Below are 15,355 nucleotides of genomic sequence, written 5' to 3' on the forward strand. Positions count from 1 at the left end.
CGCAGCCGTCGCGCGTCGGCCGGATCGCCCCCGTCTGCCCAGGTCCGGATCTTCGCGGCCCACCGGTCGAGGGCGTCGTCCTCGTAGCCGCTCGTGTAGAGCTCGGTGTCGCCGTGCAGGCGGACGTAGACGACGTCGGACGTGACGTCCTCGATCACGGGCCACCGCCCGGCTGTGTCGGCGACGACCAGGCCGACGTCGTGCGCGCGCAGCAGGTCGACGAGGTCGGGCGTCTCGAACGTCGCGTGCCGGACCTCCAGGACGTGCCGCAGCGGGCGGTCGGCGTCGGTCGTCGTCCACGCGCGGTCGTCGAGCCGTTCGTCGTGCCGCGTCGCCATCTCGGCCGCGGCGGCCGTCGTGCGCGGCAGCAGGTCGAAGAACGCGGCGAGCCGGTCGGGGTGGAAGCCGAGGTTGGGCGGGAGCTGCCAGAGGACCGGCCCGAGCTTGGCGCCGAGCGCGAGGACACCGCTCGCGAGGAAGTTCGCGACGGGCGTCTCGACGTCGGCGAGCTTGCGCATGTGCGTGACGAACCGCGGACCCTTGACGGAGAAGAGGAAGTCGTCGGGCGTCTGATCGGCCCACGCGCGGTAGCTCTCGGGGCGCTGCAGCGAGTAGAAGGAGCCGTTGATCTCGATGCTCGTCAGCCGCTGCGACGCGTACGCGAGCTCGAGCCGCTGGGGCAGGCCGCGCGGGTAGAAGACGCCACGCCAGGGGGCGTAGCGCCAGCCGCTGATCCCGACCCGGATGGCCACCGGCACAGCCTGCACGGCGGACGCCGGACCGGCATCCGGAAGGGCGCACACTGGTCGGGTGACCGTCGAGAGCTCCCCCGCGCGTGGCCCTGAGGGCGACGCGACGGCCCCGGTGCTCGTCGACGTCTACCGTCCGGACGGTCGGCTCGACGTGCGGCGCACGGTCGCGCCGCACCGTCGGGGTGCCGCGGACCCGTGCTGGTGGACCGCGCCGGACGGCGCGCTGTGGCACGCGCTCGCGACGCCCGACGGCCCGGCGACGCGTCGGCTGGCCGTGCACCGCGACGGTGTGCACGTCGCCGCGTGGGGGCCGGGCGCCGAGCGTGCCGTCGCGGGCGTGCCGCGCCTGCTCGGGGCGCACGACGACCCGTCGGGCTTCGACCCGACCCTGCACCCCGTCGTGCGGGACGCCCACCGCGGGCTGCCGGGGCTGCGGATCGGCGCGAGCGGCGACATGGTCGCGGCGCTCGTCGCCGGGATCCTCGAGCAGCGCGTCGTCGGGGCGGACGCGCGCGCCGCGTGGCGACGGCTCGTGACGCGGCACGGCACGCCCGCGCCCGGGCCGGTGCCCGCGTCGATGCGCGTGCCGCCGCCGTGGGTCGTCTGGCGGGAGATGCCCGTGTGGGAGTGGCGGCAGGCCGGCGTCGACGACCAGCGCTCGTCGACGATCCGACGCGCGGCCGAGGTCGGTCGGCGGCTCGACGAGGCGGTCGACCTGCCGCTCACCGAGGCGCGACGACGGCTCCTCACCGTCCGGGGTATCGGGCCGTGGACCGTCGCCGAGACGACGTCCCGCGCGCTCGGCGACGCCGACGCGGTGTCGGTCGGCGACTTCCACCTCGCGCACCTCGTCGGGTGGGCGCTCACGGGCCGCCGCACCGACGACGCGGGCATGCTCGAGCTCCTCGAGCCGTGGCGCGGTCACCGGCAGCGCGTCATCCGGCTGATCGAGACCACGCTCGCGGGTCGCGCCCCCAAGTTCGGTCCGCGCTCGCCGCGCGCGCTCCCCCTGCGCTGACGTCCCTGCGCTGACGTCGCGACGCCCGGCCGGCGCGCGGTTGGCCACGCCGCCCGCCACGGGGCAGGATCGACCCCGACGAAAGGTGGGTCCCATGAGCTATCCGGTCATCGCGCCGCGCGACGAGGAGCGGACCGAGTCCGCAGGTCGCGTCGTCGGCGCGTTCTTCGCGTTCCTGCTGTTCGCGGCGGGGATCGTGCTGTTCGCGCTGTCGTTCCAGGGTCCCGACTGGAGCCACTGGACGTTCGTCGGCGCGATCGCGTCGATCACGCTGTCGTTCATGATCCCGACGACGATCCTGCCTGCGCTCGAAGGCGACTGACCGCACCGGTCCGGCGACCCCGCCGGGCTCGACGGCAGAGCGGCGAGCCCGGCGCGGACCCTCACCCGCGCCGGGCGCGCCCGTCAGCGGTGCGTCTGCGCGATCCGGACGTGGTTCCCGAACGGGTCGCGCAGGCCGAAGTCGATGCCGTACGGCCGCTCGGTCGGCTCCTCGGTGAGCTCCACCCCGCGCTCCTTGAGCGTCGCGTACGTCTGGTGCGCGTCGTCGGTCGTGAGGAACAGGTGGCCGCCCGTCGCGCCCTTCGCGACGAGCTCGCGCACCTGCTCGGCGGTCGCCGGGTCGAGCGACGGAGGACCGGGGCGCTCCAGCAGGACCTCCCGGTCCGGAGCACCGGGCACGCGGACCGTGAGCCAGCGCATGAAGCCGAGGTCCTGGTCGGTCCCGATCTCGAAGCCGAGCTTGCCGACGTAGAAGTCGAGCGCCTCGTCCTGGTCGAGCACGTAGATCTGGGTGATGGAGATGGAGTTCAGCATGCCGCCGACGCTACTGAGCGCCGTCAGGTCGACGCTTCTCCGAAACTGCTCGGCCTGACCCACGCCTTGGTGAAGCACGTCGGTGCGATGGCGAGCGGCCCGCGCGCACGGTGCTGGGTCGGCGACTCGCCGACGACGTCGCGGAACGTGCGGCTGAACGTGCCGAGGCTCGTGAAGCCGACGGCCAGGCAGATCTCGGTGACGCTGCGGTCGGTCTCGCGCAGCATCAGCATCGCGCGCTCGACGCGCCGACGCTGCAGGTAGCGGTGCGGGGTCTCGCCGAACGTCGCGCGGAACGTGCGGATGAAGTGCGCCTCCGACACGTGCGCGACGCGCGCGAGCGACGGCACGTCGAGCGGCTCGGCGTACGCGCGGTCCATCGCGTCGCGGGCGCGCAGCATGCGCCGGTTGGTGTCCTCGACGGCCTTGCTCACGCCCGTCATCGAACCACCGTCGGGCGCCCGTCAGGCGCGTCCGGCCGTCGCGGACGGGCCGTCGGGAGGCCGTGGATCCCGACCACCCGGGAGGACGAGCGTCGGTCCCGGCGGCGAAGGGCACGGTGGTCGCGGACATCGGGGCCTTCGCGACCGCGAACCCGCCCGCGACCGACTTCCTCGTCCCGACCGGTGTGCAGTTCGCGTTCGAGCCGTACCGCGACGGGTTCCTCGTCTCCGACGGGCACCACAACCGCCTCTACCAGGTGCGCCACGACGGCGCCGTGTCTGTGCGGCTGGCGCTGCCGAACGTCGTCCCGACGGGTCTGGCCCTCAAGGGGTCGACGGTGTTCGTCGCGGAGTCCGGACCGCTGCCGCACCTGCCGCAGGACGGCAAGGTCGGCGCGTTCGGCCCGCGCGCGTCCAGCGCCACGACCGTCGCGGCGGGCGGTCCGCTCATGGTGGAGTCGAGTGGGCCCGCGGGCACCGGCTGTACGCGCTCGCGCAGGGCGACTGGCCGCTCGGAGGCGAGGCGGGCTCCCCCGCGGCGCCCGGCACGGGCCGGTTGTACTCCGTCGGCCACCACGGCGCGCTGCGGCTCGTCGCGGACGGTCTCGACCAGCCGACGTCGTTCCAGGTCGTGCACGGCACGGCCTGGGTCGTGACCCTCGGCGGCGAGGTCTGGCGGGTCGGTCTCGGGCGCTGAGGCGTCAGGCCCGCTCGTCCCCCGCCTCGTGTACCCAGCGGGCGATCTGCACCCGGTTCGTCGCGTCCAGCTTGGTGAGGACGTTCCCGACGTGCGTCTTCACGGTCGCGACACCGAGGTGCAGCGCCCGCGCGATCTCGGCGTTCGACATGCCCGCCCCGACGGCCTCGGCGACCTCACGCTCGCGGTCGGTCAGCGTCGCGAGCAGCGCACGCGCCCGCGCACGGGGCGGGTCGCCGGCGGGGGCGGCGGTCACCGCGGCGATGAGCTGCGAGGTCACGCTCGGCGACAGCATGGGCTCGCCCTGCGCGACGCGCCGGACGGCAGCGACCAGGTCGGCCGGCGGGGTGTCCTTCAGCAGGAACCCCGCCGCCCCCTGGCGCAGCGCGGTGAGCACGAGGTCGTCGGCGTCGAACGTCGTGAGGACGAGGACGCGCGCCCGCGAGCCGAGGTCGCGCAGCCGCCGGTGCGCGGCGAGCCCGTCCATGCGCGGCATCCGGACGTCCATGAGGACGACGTCGGGCGCGGTCCGGACGACCACGTCGACACCTTGCTGGCCGTCGGCCGCCTCGCCCACGAGCTCGAGGTCGGGAGCGCCCCCGAGGATGAGCCCGAGCCCGGTGCGCACGAGCGGGTCGTCGTCGACGACGACGACCCGGACGACCGGGCTCACGCCGGCCACGGCAGCCGTGCGCGGACCACGAACGTGCCGTCGGCCTGGTAGCCGTGCTCGAGCTCGCCGCCCGCGAGCGTCGCACGCTCGGTCAGACCGACGAGCCCGACACCCGGCCGGTGCCCGGCGCCGACGGTGAGCAGCGCCCGGTTGCGGACCTCGACCGCGAGGGCGCCGCCCGGCGCTCCCGCGAGCACGATCTCGACGGGCTGGCGCGGGGCGTGCTTGCGGGCGTTCGTCAGGGCCTCCTGCACGACGCGGAAGGCCGTGCGCGACACCGACGCGGCCAGGTCGCGCGTCGCCTCGGGCGCGAGGGCACCCGTGTCGAGGCTCACCTCCGCACCCGCCTCGCGCGCCTCGGCGACCAGCGCCGGGATCTCCTGGAGCGTCGGCTGCGGCCGCTCGACGGCGTCGGGCTGCGACGGGTCCCGCAGGACGCCGAGCACGTCGCGCAGCTCGGCGAGCGCGGCGTGCGCCGCGGCCGCGATCGTGCCGGCCGTCTCGACGACCTGCTCGCGCGAGAGGTCGTCCCGGTACGCGAGCGCACCCGCGTGCAGCGCGACGAGCGAGATGCGGTGCGCGAGCACGTCGTGCATCTCGCGCGCGATGCGGGTGCGCTCCGCCTCGCGCGCGACCTCCGCCGCGAGCGCCTGCTCGCGCTCGGCGGCCTGCGCACGGGCGTGCAGCGACGCGACCAGCTCGCGGCGGGTCGCGATCCCGTGACCCGTGCCGATCGTGACCGCGAGGACCAGGACGCCGATGAGGACGTCGGTGAGGTGCGTGACGGGTGACGTGCTGGTCGCCCACACGCGCGGCACGTGGACGAACGTCGAGTAGAGGGTCGCGGCGAGCCACGTGAGGCCGGCGACGACGAGCCAGCGGCCGCGGCGCCACGTCGCGAGCGACACGATCGCGAAGGTCGCCGGCCCGACGGCCACCACGGACACGGCGGTCGCCGCGGTCGCCGCCACCGCGATCGCGAGCGGGTACCGGCGTCGCAGCGGAAGGAGCGCGAGCGTGGCGACGCCGAGCGCGAGGTCGAGGACGATCGCGCCTCCGACGACCTCGTCGGGCGGCGGCGACGCGGTCTCGCCGACGGCCTCGGGCATGGCGAGCGCGACGACCTGCGCCATCCACAGCGCGACGCCGAGACCCGCGGCGAGGAGGTACCGCCACGCGCGCGACCACCCCCGCCACCGCGGGTGCAGCCAGACGTCGGGCGTCGGGGGCGCGACGACGACGGAGGACATGCCGCAAGCGTAGAGGCGGCGCCCACGGCGCAGGTCAGCCGTCGGGCGGGCCGGCCTCCACCCTTGTGCGGAGGCCGTCCGGGCGAGCGGGCACCGTCAGCGCAGGGCGGCGCGCGAGCGGCGGTCGTTCTCGTGCTGGATCGCGTCGACGAGCTCGGCCTTCGTCATGCGCGAGCGCCCGCGGACCTCGAGCTCGGTGGCGACCTCGTACAGGTGCGTCTTGGACGCGTTCGCGTCGACGCCGCCGGCGGTCGGGGCGTCGCTGTCGAGCCCGCCCTCCTCGGCGCGCGCGTCGGAGGGCCCGTACTCCTCCTTGGGCCGCCAGCTGTCGCCGACCTTCTCGTGCGTGTGCTTGAGCGCGGCGAACGCGACGCGGTAGGCCCGCTCCTCGTCGCCGCCGTACTGCTCGAGCGCGGCGTCGTGCGCGTGCGCGAACGTCCGCTGCGCCTTGTCGTCCGAGCGCTGCAGGGTGCTGGGCAGCTCGTCCGGGATCGGGTCGCCGTTGCGCTTCGTCTTGGGCACGGTGCGGCTCCTTCGCGTGGACCGGTCTCCTGCCCCATCGTGCGACCTGCGCCACGCCACCGCAGCACGACCGCACCGAGCCGTCGACCGGCCCACGAGTAGGCTCGCGCGGTCGGACGACAGGGAGGTGACGCCGATGGCGGCGACGCCCGACGGCCGGACCGTCCTCGAGCTCCGGGCCGACTGCACGCGGTGCGCGGCGCTGTGCTGCGTGGGTCTGCCGTTCCAGCGGTCCGCGGACTTCGCGTTCGACAAGCCCGGTGGGGTGCCGTGCGGGAACCTGCGCGACGACCTGCGGTGCGGCGTGCACGCGCAGCTGCGCGAGCGCGGGTTCGCCGGGTGCACGGTGTTCGACTGCTTCGGCGCCGGGCAGCACGTGACGGCCGCGTTCGAGGGCCGGGACTGGCGCGACGGGCCGGACGTCGCGGGGCGGATGTTCACGGCGTTCGGGGTGCAGCGCCGGTTGCACGAGCTCGCGTGGTACCTCGTCGACGCGGTCGACCGCCCGGTCGACGCACCGCTGCGGGACGAGGCCCGTGCCCTGCTCGCCCGCGTCAGCGCCGTCGCCGACGCCGCGCCCGACGCACCCGACCGAGGTGACGTCGACGACCTCCACGGGTCCGTCGTCGACGTGCTCGGGCGGATCAGCGCGGCCGTCCGCGGTGCGGCACGGCGGTCGCTGCCCGGGCGGCGGCGCGACCGGCGACGCGCCGACCTGGTCGGGGCGCGGCTCCGCGACGCGGACCTGCGCACGGTCGACCTGCGCGGCGCGTGGCTCATGGGCGCGGACCTCCGCGGTGCGGACCTGCGGCTGGCGGACCTCGTCGGTGCCGACCTGCGCGGCGCGGACCTGCGCGGCGCGGACCTCTCGGACGCGCTCTTCGTCACGGGCCCGCAGGCCGCCGCGGCGCGCGGCGACGCGACGACACGACTGCCCGGCCGCGTGCCGCGTCCCACGCACTGGACGTCCGCACCCACCCGCTGACCTGCGCAGACGGCGTGTCCCGACCGACACGCCGACTGAGCCTGCCCGGGCTCCCCCGCACGGCCGAGCGCCCGAGACTTTGGTCACACGTGCGCCAAGACCCACCGCTCTACGTTCGAAGAACGAGCAAAGGGTTTCCGCACGAGCCGAGGAAGACCGTGTCCACAACACCGTCGCGCGACAGCGCGACCACCACCTGTCCCGTCGCCCGTCCCGCCGCACGACACACCCCTCCCCCGGCTCGCACCGCCGGCCGCGCCCGCACCGCCACGACGACCGCCGGCTGGGTCGCGCTCGCCGCCGTCGTCGCCCTCCTGTCCGGGTGCGCCGGCACCACCTCCGCCGACGCCGCCACCCCCGGCGGCACGCCGCACGGCGGCGAGGCCGGTCTCGCCCTCCCCGATCTCGGGACCGTCACGATCGCCGGGCTGCCCGGGCGCGTCTGGCTCGGCGTCGGCCTCGTCGTGTGCGCGCTGGGGCTCGCGTTCGGGGTGACCGTCGTCGCGCAGCTCAAGCGGCTGCCGGTGCACGGGTCGATGCGAGCCGTGTCGGAGCTCATCTACACGACGTGCAAGGCGTACCTCGTGCAGCAGGGACGCTTCCTGCTCGTGCTGTGGGGCTTCATCGCCGCGGTGATCGTCGTCTACTACCGCGTCCTCGTCGGGTTCGACTGGGGGCGCGTCGCGGTCGTCATCGCGTTCAGCCTGGTCGGCATGGCCGGGTCGTACTCGGTCGCGTGGTTCGGCATCCGCGTCAACACCTACGCGAACTCCCGCACGGCGTTCGCCGCGCTGCGGGGGCGCGCCCTGCCGCTGCACCGGATCCCGCTGCGGTCCGGGATGGCGATCGGCATGGTGCTCATCAGCCTCGAGCTCGCGATCATGCTGGTCATCCTGCTGTTCCTGCCCGGCGACCTCGCGGGCGCGTGCTTCATCGGGTTCGCGGTCGGCGAGTCGCTCGGCGCCGCGGCGCTGCGCATCGCGGGCGGCATCTTCACGAAGATCGCCGACATCGGCTCCGACCTCATGAAGATCGCGTTCAAGATCAAGGAGGACGACGCCCGCAACCCCGGCGTGATCGCCGACTGCACGGGCGACAACGCGGGCGACTCCGTCGGCCCGAGCGCCGACGGGTTCGAGACGTACGGCGTCACCGGCGTCGCGCTCGTGACCTTCGTGCTGCTCGGCGTCCCCGACCCGGGCGTCCAGGCCGCGCTGCTCGTCTGGATCTTCGTCGTGCGCGCCGTGATGATCGCCGCGTCGGGCGTGTCCTACACCGTCAACGACCTGTGGGCGTCGCGCCGGTACGCGGGTGCCGAGCGCATGGACTTCGAGAAGCCGCTCACGTCGCTCGTCTGGCTGACGTCGGCCGTCTGCATCGCCGCGACGTTCGCGACGACGTGGCTCGTCCTCGCCGACGGCACCCCGGGCCTGTGGTGGAAGCTCGCGACGATCATCTCCTGCGGCACCCTGGCCGGCGCGCTCATCCCCGAGCTCGTCAAGGTGTTCACCAGCACCGGCAGCCGGCACACGCGCGAGGTCGTCGCGTCGTCCCGCGAGGGCGGCCCGTCGCTCAACATCCTGTCCGGCCTCGTCGCGGGCAACTTCTCCGCCTACTGGCTCGGGATGGCGATCGTCGTGCTCATGGGCGCCGCCTACCTGGTGAGCGAGCTCGGGCTCGCCGACGTCATGCACGCGCCCGCGGTGTTCGCGTTCGGGCTCGTCGCGTTCGGGTTCCTGGGCATGGGTCCCGTGACCATCGCCGTCGACTCCTACGGCCCGGTCACCGACAACGCGCAGAGCGTCTACGAGCTGTCGGGCATCGAGCAGGCCGACGAGGACGCGCTGTCCGAGGAGCTCGGCGGCGCACCGGCGTGGCAGCACGCCAAGCAGCTCCTCGAGGAGAACGACGGCGCGGGGAACACGTTCAAGGCGACCGCCAAGCCCGTGCTCATCGGCACGGCCGTCGTCGGCGCCACCACGATGATCTTCTCGATCATCATGGGCCTCACCGACGGGCTCACGACGGGCCTCGAGAACCTCTCGCTGCTGCACCCGCCGTTCCTGCTCGGCCTCGTCGCGGGCGGCTCGGTCATCTACTGGTTCACGGGCGCCTCCACGCAGGCCGTCACCACCGGCGCCTACCGCGCCGTCGAGTTCATCCGCGCGCACATCCGCCTCGACGGCACCGCCGCGGCCAGCGAGGCCGACTCGCGCCGCGTCGTCGAGATCTGCACCCAGTACGCGCAGCGCGGCATGCTCACGATGTTCCTCGGCGTGTTCTTCGCGACGCTCGCGTTCGCGTTCGTCGAGCCGTACCTCTTCGTCGGCTACCTCGTCTCCATCGCGCTGTTCGGCCTCTACCAGGCGATCTTCATGGCCAACGCGGGCGGCGCCTGGGACAACGCGAAGAAGATCGTCGAGACCGAGCTGCACGCGAACGGCACCCCGCTGCACGACGCGACCGTCGTCGGCGACACCGTCGGCGACCCGTTCAAGGACACCTCGTCCGTCGCGCTCAACCCGGTCATCAAGTTCACGACGCTCTTCGGCCTCCTCGCGGTCGACCTCGCCGTGCAGCTGTCCGGGCAGGGCCGGCACGCGCTCGTGCTCGTGCTCGCCGGGGTCTTCTTCCTCGCGTCGACGTACTTCGTGCACCGGTCCTTCTACGGCATGCGGATCGAGTCGCACGCGACGCCGGGCGACGCCGAAGGCGTGCCCGCCACGGACGACGACGCGGTTGCGGACGACGACACGACCGGGGCCCTGCTCCCGCAGCAGGCGAACCCCGTCGACGACGCGGTCCCGACGCGCGTCTGACCCCACGCCCCCGGACCGGACGCGGAAGCCGACCCCCGTCCGGTCCGGGCCTGCCCTGTCGTGGGCCCTCCGGCCCGCCCCGGGCGCAGCGCGAGGACGTCAGCCGGGCAGGCGGACCTCAGCGCGCAGGCCGCCGAGGACCGCGTCGGCCAGGACGACGTCGCCTCCCTGCTCGCGGGCCATCTCACGGGCGATGGCCAGGCCCAGGCCGCTGCCGCCCGCCTCGCGCTCGCGGGCGTCGTCGAGGCGCACGAAACGCTCGAACACCCGCTCGCGGTCCTCGGCCGGGATGCCCCTGCCGTCGTCCTCGACCACGACCGACCCCTCGGCGACGGTCACGACGACGCGCGACGCGGCGTGCCGGAGCGCGTTGCCGACGAGGTTGCGCACGACCCGGCCGGTCGCGACGGCGTCGCAGCGCGCGTGCCCGGCACCGTGCACGTCGACCGTCACGGCCGGGGTCGCCCCGGTCTCGCCGTCCACCACGTCGGCCACGAGCGCGGCCAGGTCGACGTCCTCGGCGCGCAGCGGTGCGGAACCGACCCGTGCCAGGAGCAGCAGGTCGTCGACGAGCGACTGCATACGCGCCGCCTCGCGCTCGGCGTCGGCGACGACCTCCGCCTGGGGGTAGGCGTCGGGGTGGGCGCGCGCGACGTCGAGGGTCGCGCGCAGCGACGCGAGCGGCGACCGGAGCTCGTGGGCCGCGTCGGCGACGAACGACCGCTGCCGGGCGGCGCTCGTCTCGAGGCGGTCGAGCATGTCGTTGAGCGTCCGGGCCAGCGCGGCGAGCTCGTCGTCGACGGGCGGCACGGGCAGCGACCCGGAACCGCCGGTGCGCGCGACGTCGGCGGCGGCCCGGCGCAGCTCGTCGACGGGTCGCAGCGCGCGGCCGATGACGGCCCAGATCGTGGCCGCGAGCAGCGCGGTGAGCACGGGCACGACGACGACGAGCGCGAGCCGCAGCGCACCGACCAGCCCGCGCACCTCGTCGAGCGGCACGGTCGCGACGGCGACGACCGGCTCGCCGCGGTAGGTCGCGTTGCGCAGCGCGACGCGCGCGTCGGGGTCGTAGCCGCTGTCGGTCGTGGTGGAGACGATCACCTCGTCGCCGTGCGGGCGCAGCGCCGCGAGGGTGTCGGTGGGCAGCAGCGGCAGGGTGCGGGACGCGTTGGCGGACGTCGCGAGGACGCGCCCGTCGGCGTCGAGGAGCTGCGCGATCTCGCCGCGCTCGGCGACGGGCAGCGGGTCGGGCACGCGGTCGGCGTCGGCGAGGTCGGCGACGGTGTCGACGCGGTCGCGCACGGTCTCGTCGAGCGCGGACACCCGGCCCGCCGACAGCACGGACGTGAGCACGACCGCCCCGACGGCGAGCGTCACCATGAGCAGTCCCGCGGTGAGCGCGGTCAGCCGCAGCCGCAGCGACCCGCGCCAGACCCGTCGGCCCGCCACGGCGTCAGCCGGCCACGCGGTACCCGGCACCGCGGACCGTCGCGACGGTGTCGCGGCCGAGCTTGCGGCGCAGGTACCCGACGTAGACCTCGACGACGTTGACGTCCTCGCCGGTCCCCTCCCACACGTGGTCGCGCAGCTCGACCTTGCCCACGACGCGGTCGGCGTGCCGCATGAGGTACTCGAGCAGCGCGAGCTCACGGACCGTCAGGACCACCTCCGCACCACCCCGCGTGACGGTCCGGGCGGACGGGTCGAGCACCAGGTCGCCCACCGTCAGCACCGCCGGGCGCACCTGCGGCGGGCGGCGCAGCAACGCACGCAACCGGGCGACGAGCACCACGAACGCGAACGGCTTCGTCAGGTAGTCGTCGGCGCCGACGTCGAGCCCGTCGGCGACGTCGTACTCGCCGTCCTTCGCGGACAGCAGCAGCACAGGCGTGAAGACGTCCTGCGCGCGCAGGGCCGTCACGACGTCGTAGCCGTTGCGCCGCGGCAGCATGATGTCGAGGACGATCGCGTCGTACTCGTGGTCGAGCGCCATGCGCAGTCCGGTGTCGCCGTCGTGCGCGACGTCCACCGCGAAGCCCTCCGCGGACAGGCCGCGGTGCAGCGCGCTCGTCAGCCCGCGCTCGTCGTCCACCACGAGTACCCGCACGTCGGCAGCATGCCACCCGCCGCACGCCAGGGGGCCGCCCGGCGGACGGAGTGCGTCTCAGGATGCCCACAGGGGCCGTGCCGCACAGTGGTCTCATGACCGAGACACAGCCCACCCCGCAACCGGCGGCCCCGGCACGCCGGTCCCTGTCCCCCCGAGCCCGGTGGGCGGTGCCCGCCGTGGCCGCCGTCGCCGTCGGCGCCGCCGTGATGGGCCCGCCGCTGTTCGCCAGCGCGGGCGACGACGGCCTGCCGCCCGTGACGCCCGAGCAGCTCGTCGCGAAGGTCGTCGAGAAGGACGCCCCCGCCCTGTCCGGCACGGTCGTCTACACCGCGCGCCTCGGCCTGCCGTCGCTGCCGTTCGGGCCGGGCGGTGCGAGCGCCGACCCGGTGAATCTCATGTCCGGCTCGTCGACGCTGCGCCTGTGGTCGGACGGTGAGCAGCGCTCGCGCGTCGCGCTGCTCGGCGCCGCGTCCGAGTACTCGGTCGTGCACGACGGCACGCAGGCCTGGACGTACTCGAGCGACGACGACGAGGTCGTGCACTACACGGTCGACCCGGCGGACGCCGCGACGCTCGAGAAGCTCGCGACCGAGGGCCCGGCGGTGAAGGGCGACCTGCCCACGCCGCAGGACGCCGCCGAGCAGGCACTCGCGCACGCGCAGGAGCTCTCGACGGTGTCCGTCGACGGCCAGACGACGGTCGCGGGGCGCGACGCGTACCAGCTCGTCGTCACGCCGAAGAGCACGACGACGCTCGTCGGGCGCGTCGTCGTCGCGGTCGACGCGACCGAGTGGACGCCGTTGCGCGTGCAGGTGTGGAGCGCGTCGGACGACACCGAGCCCGCGCTCGAGGTCGGGTTCACCGACGTGTCGTTCTCCACGCCGTCCGACTCCGTCCTCACGTTCTCGCCGCCCGCGGGCGCGCAGGTCCGCGAGGTCGTCGTGCCGCTGCCGACGGACGCCGAGATGGCCGCCGCGCAGCAGGAGCACACCGACGGTGCGCTGCCGCAGGGCGTCACGGTGCACGGCGAGGGCTGGGAAACGGTGGTCGAGGTCAGCGGCGTCGACGTGACCGGCGCACTGGCGGGCGACCCGCAGGCGCTCGCCGAGCTGCAGGAGCACGAGCCGACGATCGGGTCGGACAGCGCGCAGGCGCTGCTCGAGGACTTCGGCGGCGACCCGTCGGACAAGGCGGACATGGGCGAGATCGACCCGTCGGCCCTGCTCGACTCGATCGCCACGCCCGTCCCGGGCGGCCGCGTGGTCACCTCCGACCTGTTCAGCGTCCTGCTCACCGACGACGGCCGGGTGCTGGTCGGCGCGGTGTCCCCCGAGACGCTGCAAGGGCTGGCGTGAGCACGACCGTGCTCGACCCCGCGCGGGTCGGTCAGGGGTCCGGTGACGACACCGGGCCCCTGGCCGTGCGCACGGAGGGGCTGACGAAGCGGTTCCGCGGCGGGCAGGTCGCGGTCGACGACCTCGCGCTGCGCGTGCCGCGCGGCGCGGTGTACGGCTTCCTCGGGCCCAACGGGTCGGGCAAGACGACGACGATCCGCATGCTGCTGGGACTCGTGCGGCCGACGGCGGGCTCCGCGTGGTTGCTCGACGCCCCCGTGCCCGAGGCGTCCGCGTCGGTGCTGCCGCGCGTGGGCGCGCTCGTCGAGGGACCTGCGTTCCACCCGTACCTGTCCGGGCGGGACAACCTGGCCCGGCTCGAGGCCGCCGACGCGACCGCCGACCCGCGGACCGCCGACCGCCGCGCCGCGGAGGCGCTCGACCGCGTCGGGCTCGGCGCCGCGGCCGACAAGCGGTACCGGCAGTACTCGCTGGGCATGAAGCAGCGGCTCGGGCTGGCCGCCGCGCTCCTGCGCCCGCGCGACCTCCTCGTGCTCGACGAGCCGACCAACGGCCTCGACCCGCAGGGCACGCGCGAGGTCCGCCACCTGGTCCGGGAGCTCGCCGACGCGGGCACGACGGTGCTCGTCTCGTCGCACCTGCTCGCCGAGATCGAGCAGGTGTGCACGCACGTCGGGATCATGCGCGCGGGGCGGATGGTCCTGCAGGGCGACCGGTCCGTGCTCGTGGCGCGCGGGGCGTCGCGGCTGCGGGTCACGACGACGACGGGTCTGGCCGGTGCCGCGGCGGGCGTGCTCGACACGCTCGGGCTGGACGAGGTCGCCGTCGACGGGCTCCAGGTCGACGCGCTGCTCGGCGACGTCGCGCCCGAGAAGGTGTCGGCGGCGCTCGTCGCCGCGGGGGTCGACCTCGTCGGGTTCGCGGTGCGGCACCCCAGCCTGGAGGAGATCTTCGTCGAGCTGACCGGGGAGGGTTTCGATGTCGCACGCTGACCCGCGACCGGGCGTCGCACCCGCAGGAGCGGGCGCCACGGCGGCGGTCGCGACCGCCACACCCCCGCTGCGGCCCGTCCGCGGCGCGTTCGGACGCCTCCTGCGCAGCGAGCTGCGGCTCGTCCTCGGCCGGCGCCGCAACCTCGTGCTGCTGTCCGGCCTGGGCGCCGTCCCGCTGCTGCTGGGCCTCGTCGTGTTCTTCACGCGCGACACCGCGATGGCGGGCGAGGGACCCGGCTTCATCGGGCGGGTCACGGAGAACGGGCTGTTCCTCGTCGTCGCGTCGGTGTTCGTCTGCCTGCCGTTCCTGCTGCCCCTCACGGTCGGCATCGCGTCAGGCGACGCGGTCGCGGGCGAGGCGTCGACGGGCACGCTGCGCTACCTGCTCGTCACGCCCGTCGGCCGTAGCCGCCTGCTCGTCGTCAAGGCGATCGGGGCGCTCGCGTTCGTCGCGGCCGCGGTGCTCGCGATCGCGGTCGTCGGGCTCGTCGCGGGCGCGCTGCTGTTCGGGCTGCGGGACGTCGTGCTGCTCTCGGGCGACACGGTGCCGCTCGCGGCGGGTGCGCTGCGCGTCGCGGGGATCGTCGCGTTCGTCGGCCTGTCGATGACCGGGCTCGTCGCGGTCGGGCTGTTCTTCTCGACGCTCACCGAGGTCCCGGTCGGGGCGATGGCGGCGACCGTCGTCGTCGCGATCGTGTCCGGCGTCCTGGACACGCTGCCCGCGCTCGACGCGATCCGGCCCGGCCTGCTCACGCACCACTGGCTCGACTTCGCCGAGCTGCTGCGCATCTCCCCCGACTGGGGCGTGGTGCTCGGCGGGCTCGGGGTGCAGGCCGCGTGGGTCGCGGTGTTCGCGTCGCTCGCGTGGGCGCGCTTCACGACGGCCGACGTGTCGTCCTGAACCGGTGCGGTCGCGGGCGTAC

16 protein-coding genes are annotated in these 15,355 nt (G+C 74.8%); 8 read left to right on the forward strand and 8 right to left on the reverse strand.

Features of this window, described 5'->3' with window-relative positions; all coding sequences use genetic code 11:
* Window positions 1-752 (reverse strand): DUF72 domain-containing protein (locus tag CTKZ_RS17395; RefSeq protein ID WP_307720317.1); only part of this gene is annotated, 752 nt, incomplete at its 3' end.
* A gap of 58 nt (window positions 753-810) precedes the next feature.
* On the opposite strand from CTKZ_RS17395, the gene CTKZ_RS17400 reads away from it, so the two are divergent.
* Together CTKZ_RS17400 and CTKZ_RS17405 are read left to right on the forward strand one after the other, a co-directional pair.
* Complete coding sequence (locus tag CTKZ_RS17400; protein WP_307720318.1) at window positions 811-1,770, forward strand: DNA-3-methyladenine glycosylase family protein; 960 nt, start codon at window positions 811-813, stop codon at window positions 1,768-1,770.
* 94 nt (window positions 1,771-1,864) lie between these two features.
* Window positions 1,865-2,092: a hypothetical protein gene (locus tag CTKZ_RS17405; RefSeq protein WP_124344125.1), complete on the forward strand. Its 228-nt coding sequence runs from the start codon at window positions 1,865-1,867 to the stop codon at window positions 2,090-2,092.
* Between the two features lie 83 nt (window positions 2,093-2,175).
* On the opposite strand, the gene CTKZ_RS17410 is transcribed toward CTKZ_RS17405, so the two are convergent.
* Window positions 2,176-2,586: a VOC family protein gene (locus tag CTKZ_RS17410; protein WP_124344126.1), complete on the reverse strand. Its 411-nt coding sequence runs from the start codon at window positions 2,584-2,586 to the stop codon at window positions 2,176-2,178.
* A gap of 23 nt (window positions 2,587-2,609) precedes the next feature.
* The gene (locus CTKZ_RS17415; RefSeq protein ID WP_124344127.1) at window positions 2,610-3,029 is read right to left on the reverse strand and encodes a helix-turn-helix domain-containing protein; all 420 of its coding nucleotides are present in this window, start codon (window positions 3,027-3,029) and stop codon (window positions 2,610-2,612) included.
* 116 nt (window positions 3,030-3,145) lie between these two features.
* Here CTKZ_RS17415 and CTKZ_RS17420 point away from each other — a divergent pair, with 116 nt between their 5' ends.
* Window positions 3,146-3,685 carry a hypothetical protein gene (locus tag CTKZ_RS17420; protein ID WP_124344128.1) on the forward strand — a complete coding sequence of 180 codons (540 nt, stop codon included), beginning with the start codon at window positions 3,146-3,148 and terminating at the stop codon, window positions 3,683-3,685.
* A 45-nt stretch (window positions 3,686-3,730) separates the two neighbouring features.
* Here CTKZ_RS17420 and CTKZ_RS17425 read toward each other — a convergent pair whose 3' ends face one another.
* The 3 genes from CTKZ_RS17425 to CTKZ_RS17435 all read right to left on the reverse strand — a co-directional run bounded on the left by CTKZ_RS17425 (window position 3,731) and on the right by CTKZ_RS17435 (window position 6,171).
* Window positions 3,731-4,399 carry a response regulator gene (locus CTKZ_RS17425; RefSeq protein ID WP_124344129.1) on the reverse strand — a complete coding sequence of 223 codons (669 nt, stop codon included), beginning with the start codon at window positions 4,397-4,399 and terminating at the stop codon, window positions 3,731-3,733.
* Complete coding sequence (locus tag CTKZ_RS17430; protein WP_124344130.1) at window positions 4,396-5,649, reverse strand: sensor histidine kinase; 1,254 nt, start codon at window positions 5,647-5,649, stop codon at window positions 4,396-4,398. Before CTKZ_RS17430 ends, CTKZ_RS17425 begins: the two co-directional genes overlap by 4 nt.
* A 96-nt stretch (window positions 5,650-5,745) precedes the next feature.
* Window positions 5,746-6,171 carry a ChaB family protein gene (locus CTKZ_RS17435; RefSeq protein WP_124344131.1) on the reverse strand — a complete coding sequence of 142 codons (426 nt, stop codon included), beginning with the start codon at window positions 6,169-6,171 and terminating at the stop codon, window positions 5,746-5,748.
* A 136-nt stretch (window positions 6,172-6,307) separates the two neighbouring features.
* Here CTKZ_RS17435 and CTKZ_RS17440 point away from each other — a divergent pair, with 136 nt between their 5' ends.
* Window positions 6,308-7,156: a pentapeptide repeat-containing protein gene (locus CTKZ_RS17440; protein ID WP_124344132.1), complete on the forward strand. Its 849-nt coding sequence runs from the start codon at window positions 6,308-6,310 to the stop codon at window positions 7,154-7,156.
* A 158-nt stretch (window positions 7,157-7,314) separates the two neighbouring features.
* Window positions 7,315-9,975, forward strand: coding sequence for a sodium-translocating pyrophosphatase (locus CTKZ_RS17445; protein ID WP_235843538.1), 2,661 nt, complete (start codon window positions 7,315-7,317; stop codon window positions 9,973-9,975).
* Between the two features lie 99 nt (window positions 9,976-10,074).
* Here the strand turns inward: CTKZ_RS17445 and CTKZ_RS17450 are convergent, their stop codons facing one another.
* Window positions 10,075-11,424 carry a sensor histidine kinase gene (locus CTKZ_RS17450; RefSeq protein ID WP_235843539.1) on the reverse strand — a complete coding sequence of 450 codons (1,350 nt, stop codon included), beginning with the start codon at window positions 11,422-11,424 and terminating at the stop codon, window positions 10,075-10,077.
* A gap of 4 nt (window positions 11,425-11,428) precedes the next feature.
* A complete protein-coding gene (locus tag CTKZ_RS17455; protein ID WP_124344133.1) occupies window positions 11,429-12,082 on the reverse strand; it encodes a response regulator transcription factor in 654 nt (217 codons plus the stop codon).
* A 95-nt stretch (window positions 12,083-12,177) separates the two neighbouring features.
* Between CTKZ_RS17455 and CTKZ_RS17460 the strand changes: the two genes are divergently transcribed.
* From CTKZ_RS17460 to CTKZ_RS17470, 3 genes are read left to right on the forward strand one after another with little or no spacing between them, the layout of a single operon-like run.
* Window positions 12,178-13,440 carry a LolA family protein gene (locus CTKZ_RS17460; protein ID WP_124344134.1) on the forward strand — a complete coding sequence of 421 codons (1,263 nt, stop codon included), beginning with the start codon at window positions 12,178-12,180 and terminating at the stop codon, window positions 13,438-13,440.
* Window positions 13,437-14,432 (forward strand): ABC transporter ATP-binding protein, encoded by a 996-nt coding sequence (locus CTKZ_RS17465; protein ID WP_124344135.1) that lies wholly within the window; start codon window positions 13,437-13,439, stop codon window positions 14,430-14,432. Before CTKZ_RS17460 ends, CTKZ_RS17465 begins: the two co-directional genes overlap by 4 nt.
* Window positions 14,419-15,333 carry an ABC transporter permease gene (locus CTKZ_RS17470; protein WP_124344136.1) on the forward strand — a complete coding sequence of 305 codons (915 nt, stop codon included), beginning with the start codon at window positions 14,419-14,421 and terminating at the stop codon, window positions 15,331-15,333. The genes CTKZ_RS17465 and CTKZ_RS17470 overlap by 14 nt, the downstream gene beginning before the upstream one ends.
* The last annotated feature ends 22 nt before the right edge of the window (window positions 15,334-15,355 follow it).

The organism is Cellulomonas algicola, from assembly GCF_003851725.1.
Classification (GTDB): Bacteria; Actinomycetota; Actinomycetes; order Actinomycetales; family Cellulomonadaceae; genus Cellulomonas; species Cellulomonas algicola.

Bases quoted from the DNA above. Each gene is read 5' to 3' on its own strand.
- CTKZ_RS17405 (WP_124344125.1), top strand. From the start codon at position 1,865: ATGAGCTATCCGGTCATCGCGCCGCGCGACGAGGAGCGGACCGAGTCC.
- CTKZ_RS17410 (WP_124344126.1), bottom strand. From the start codon at position 2,586: ATGCTGAACTCCATCTCCATCACCCAGATCTACGTGCTCGACCAGGAC.
- CTKZ_RS17415 (WP_124344127.1), bottom strand. From the start codon at position 3,029: ATGACGGGCGTGAGCAAGGCCGTCGAGGACACCAACCGGCGCATGCTG.
- CTKZ_RS17430 (WP_124344130.1), bottom strand. From the start codon at position 5,649: ATGTCCTCCGTCGTCGTCGCGCCCCCGACGCCCGACGTCTGGCTGCAC.
- CTKZ_RS17440 (WP_124344132.1), top strand. From the start codon at position 6,308: ATGGCGGCGACGCCCGACGGCCGGACCGTCCTCGAGCTCCGGGCCGAC.
- CTKZ_RS17460 (WP_124344134.1), top strand. From the start codon at position 12,178: ATGACCGAGACACAGCCCACCCCGCAACCGGCGGCCCCGGCACGCCGG.
- CTKZ_RS17470 (WP_124344136.1), top strand. From the start codon at position 14,419: ATGTCGCACGCTGACCCGCGACCGGGCGTCGCACCCGCAGGAGCGGGC.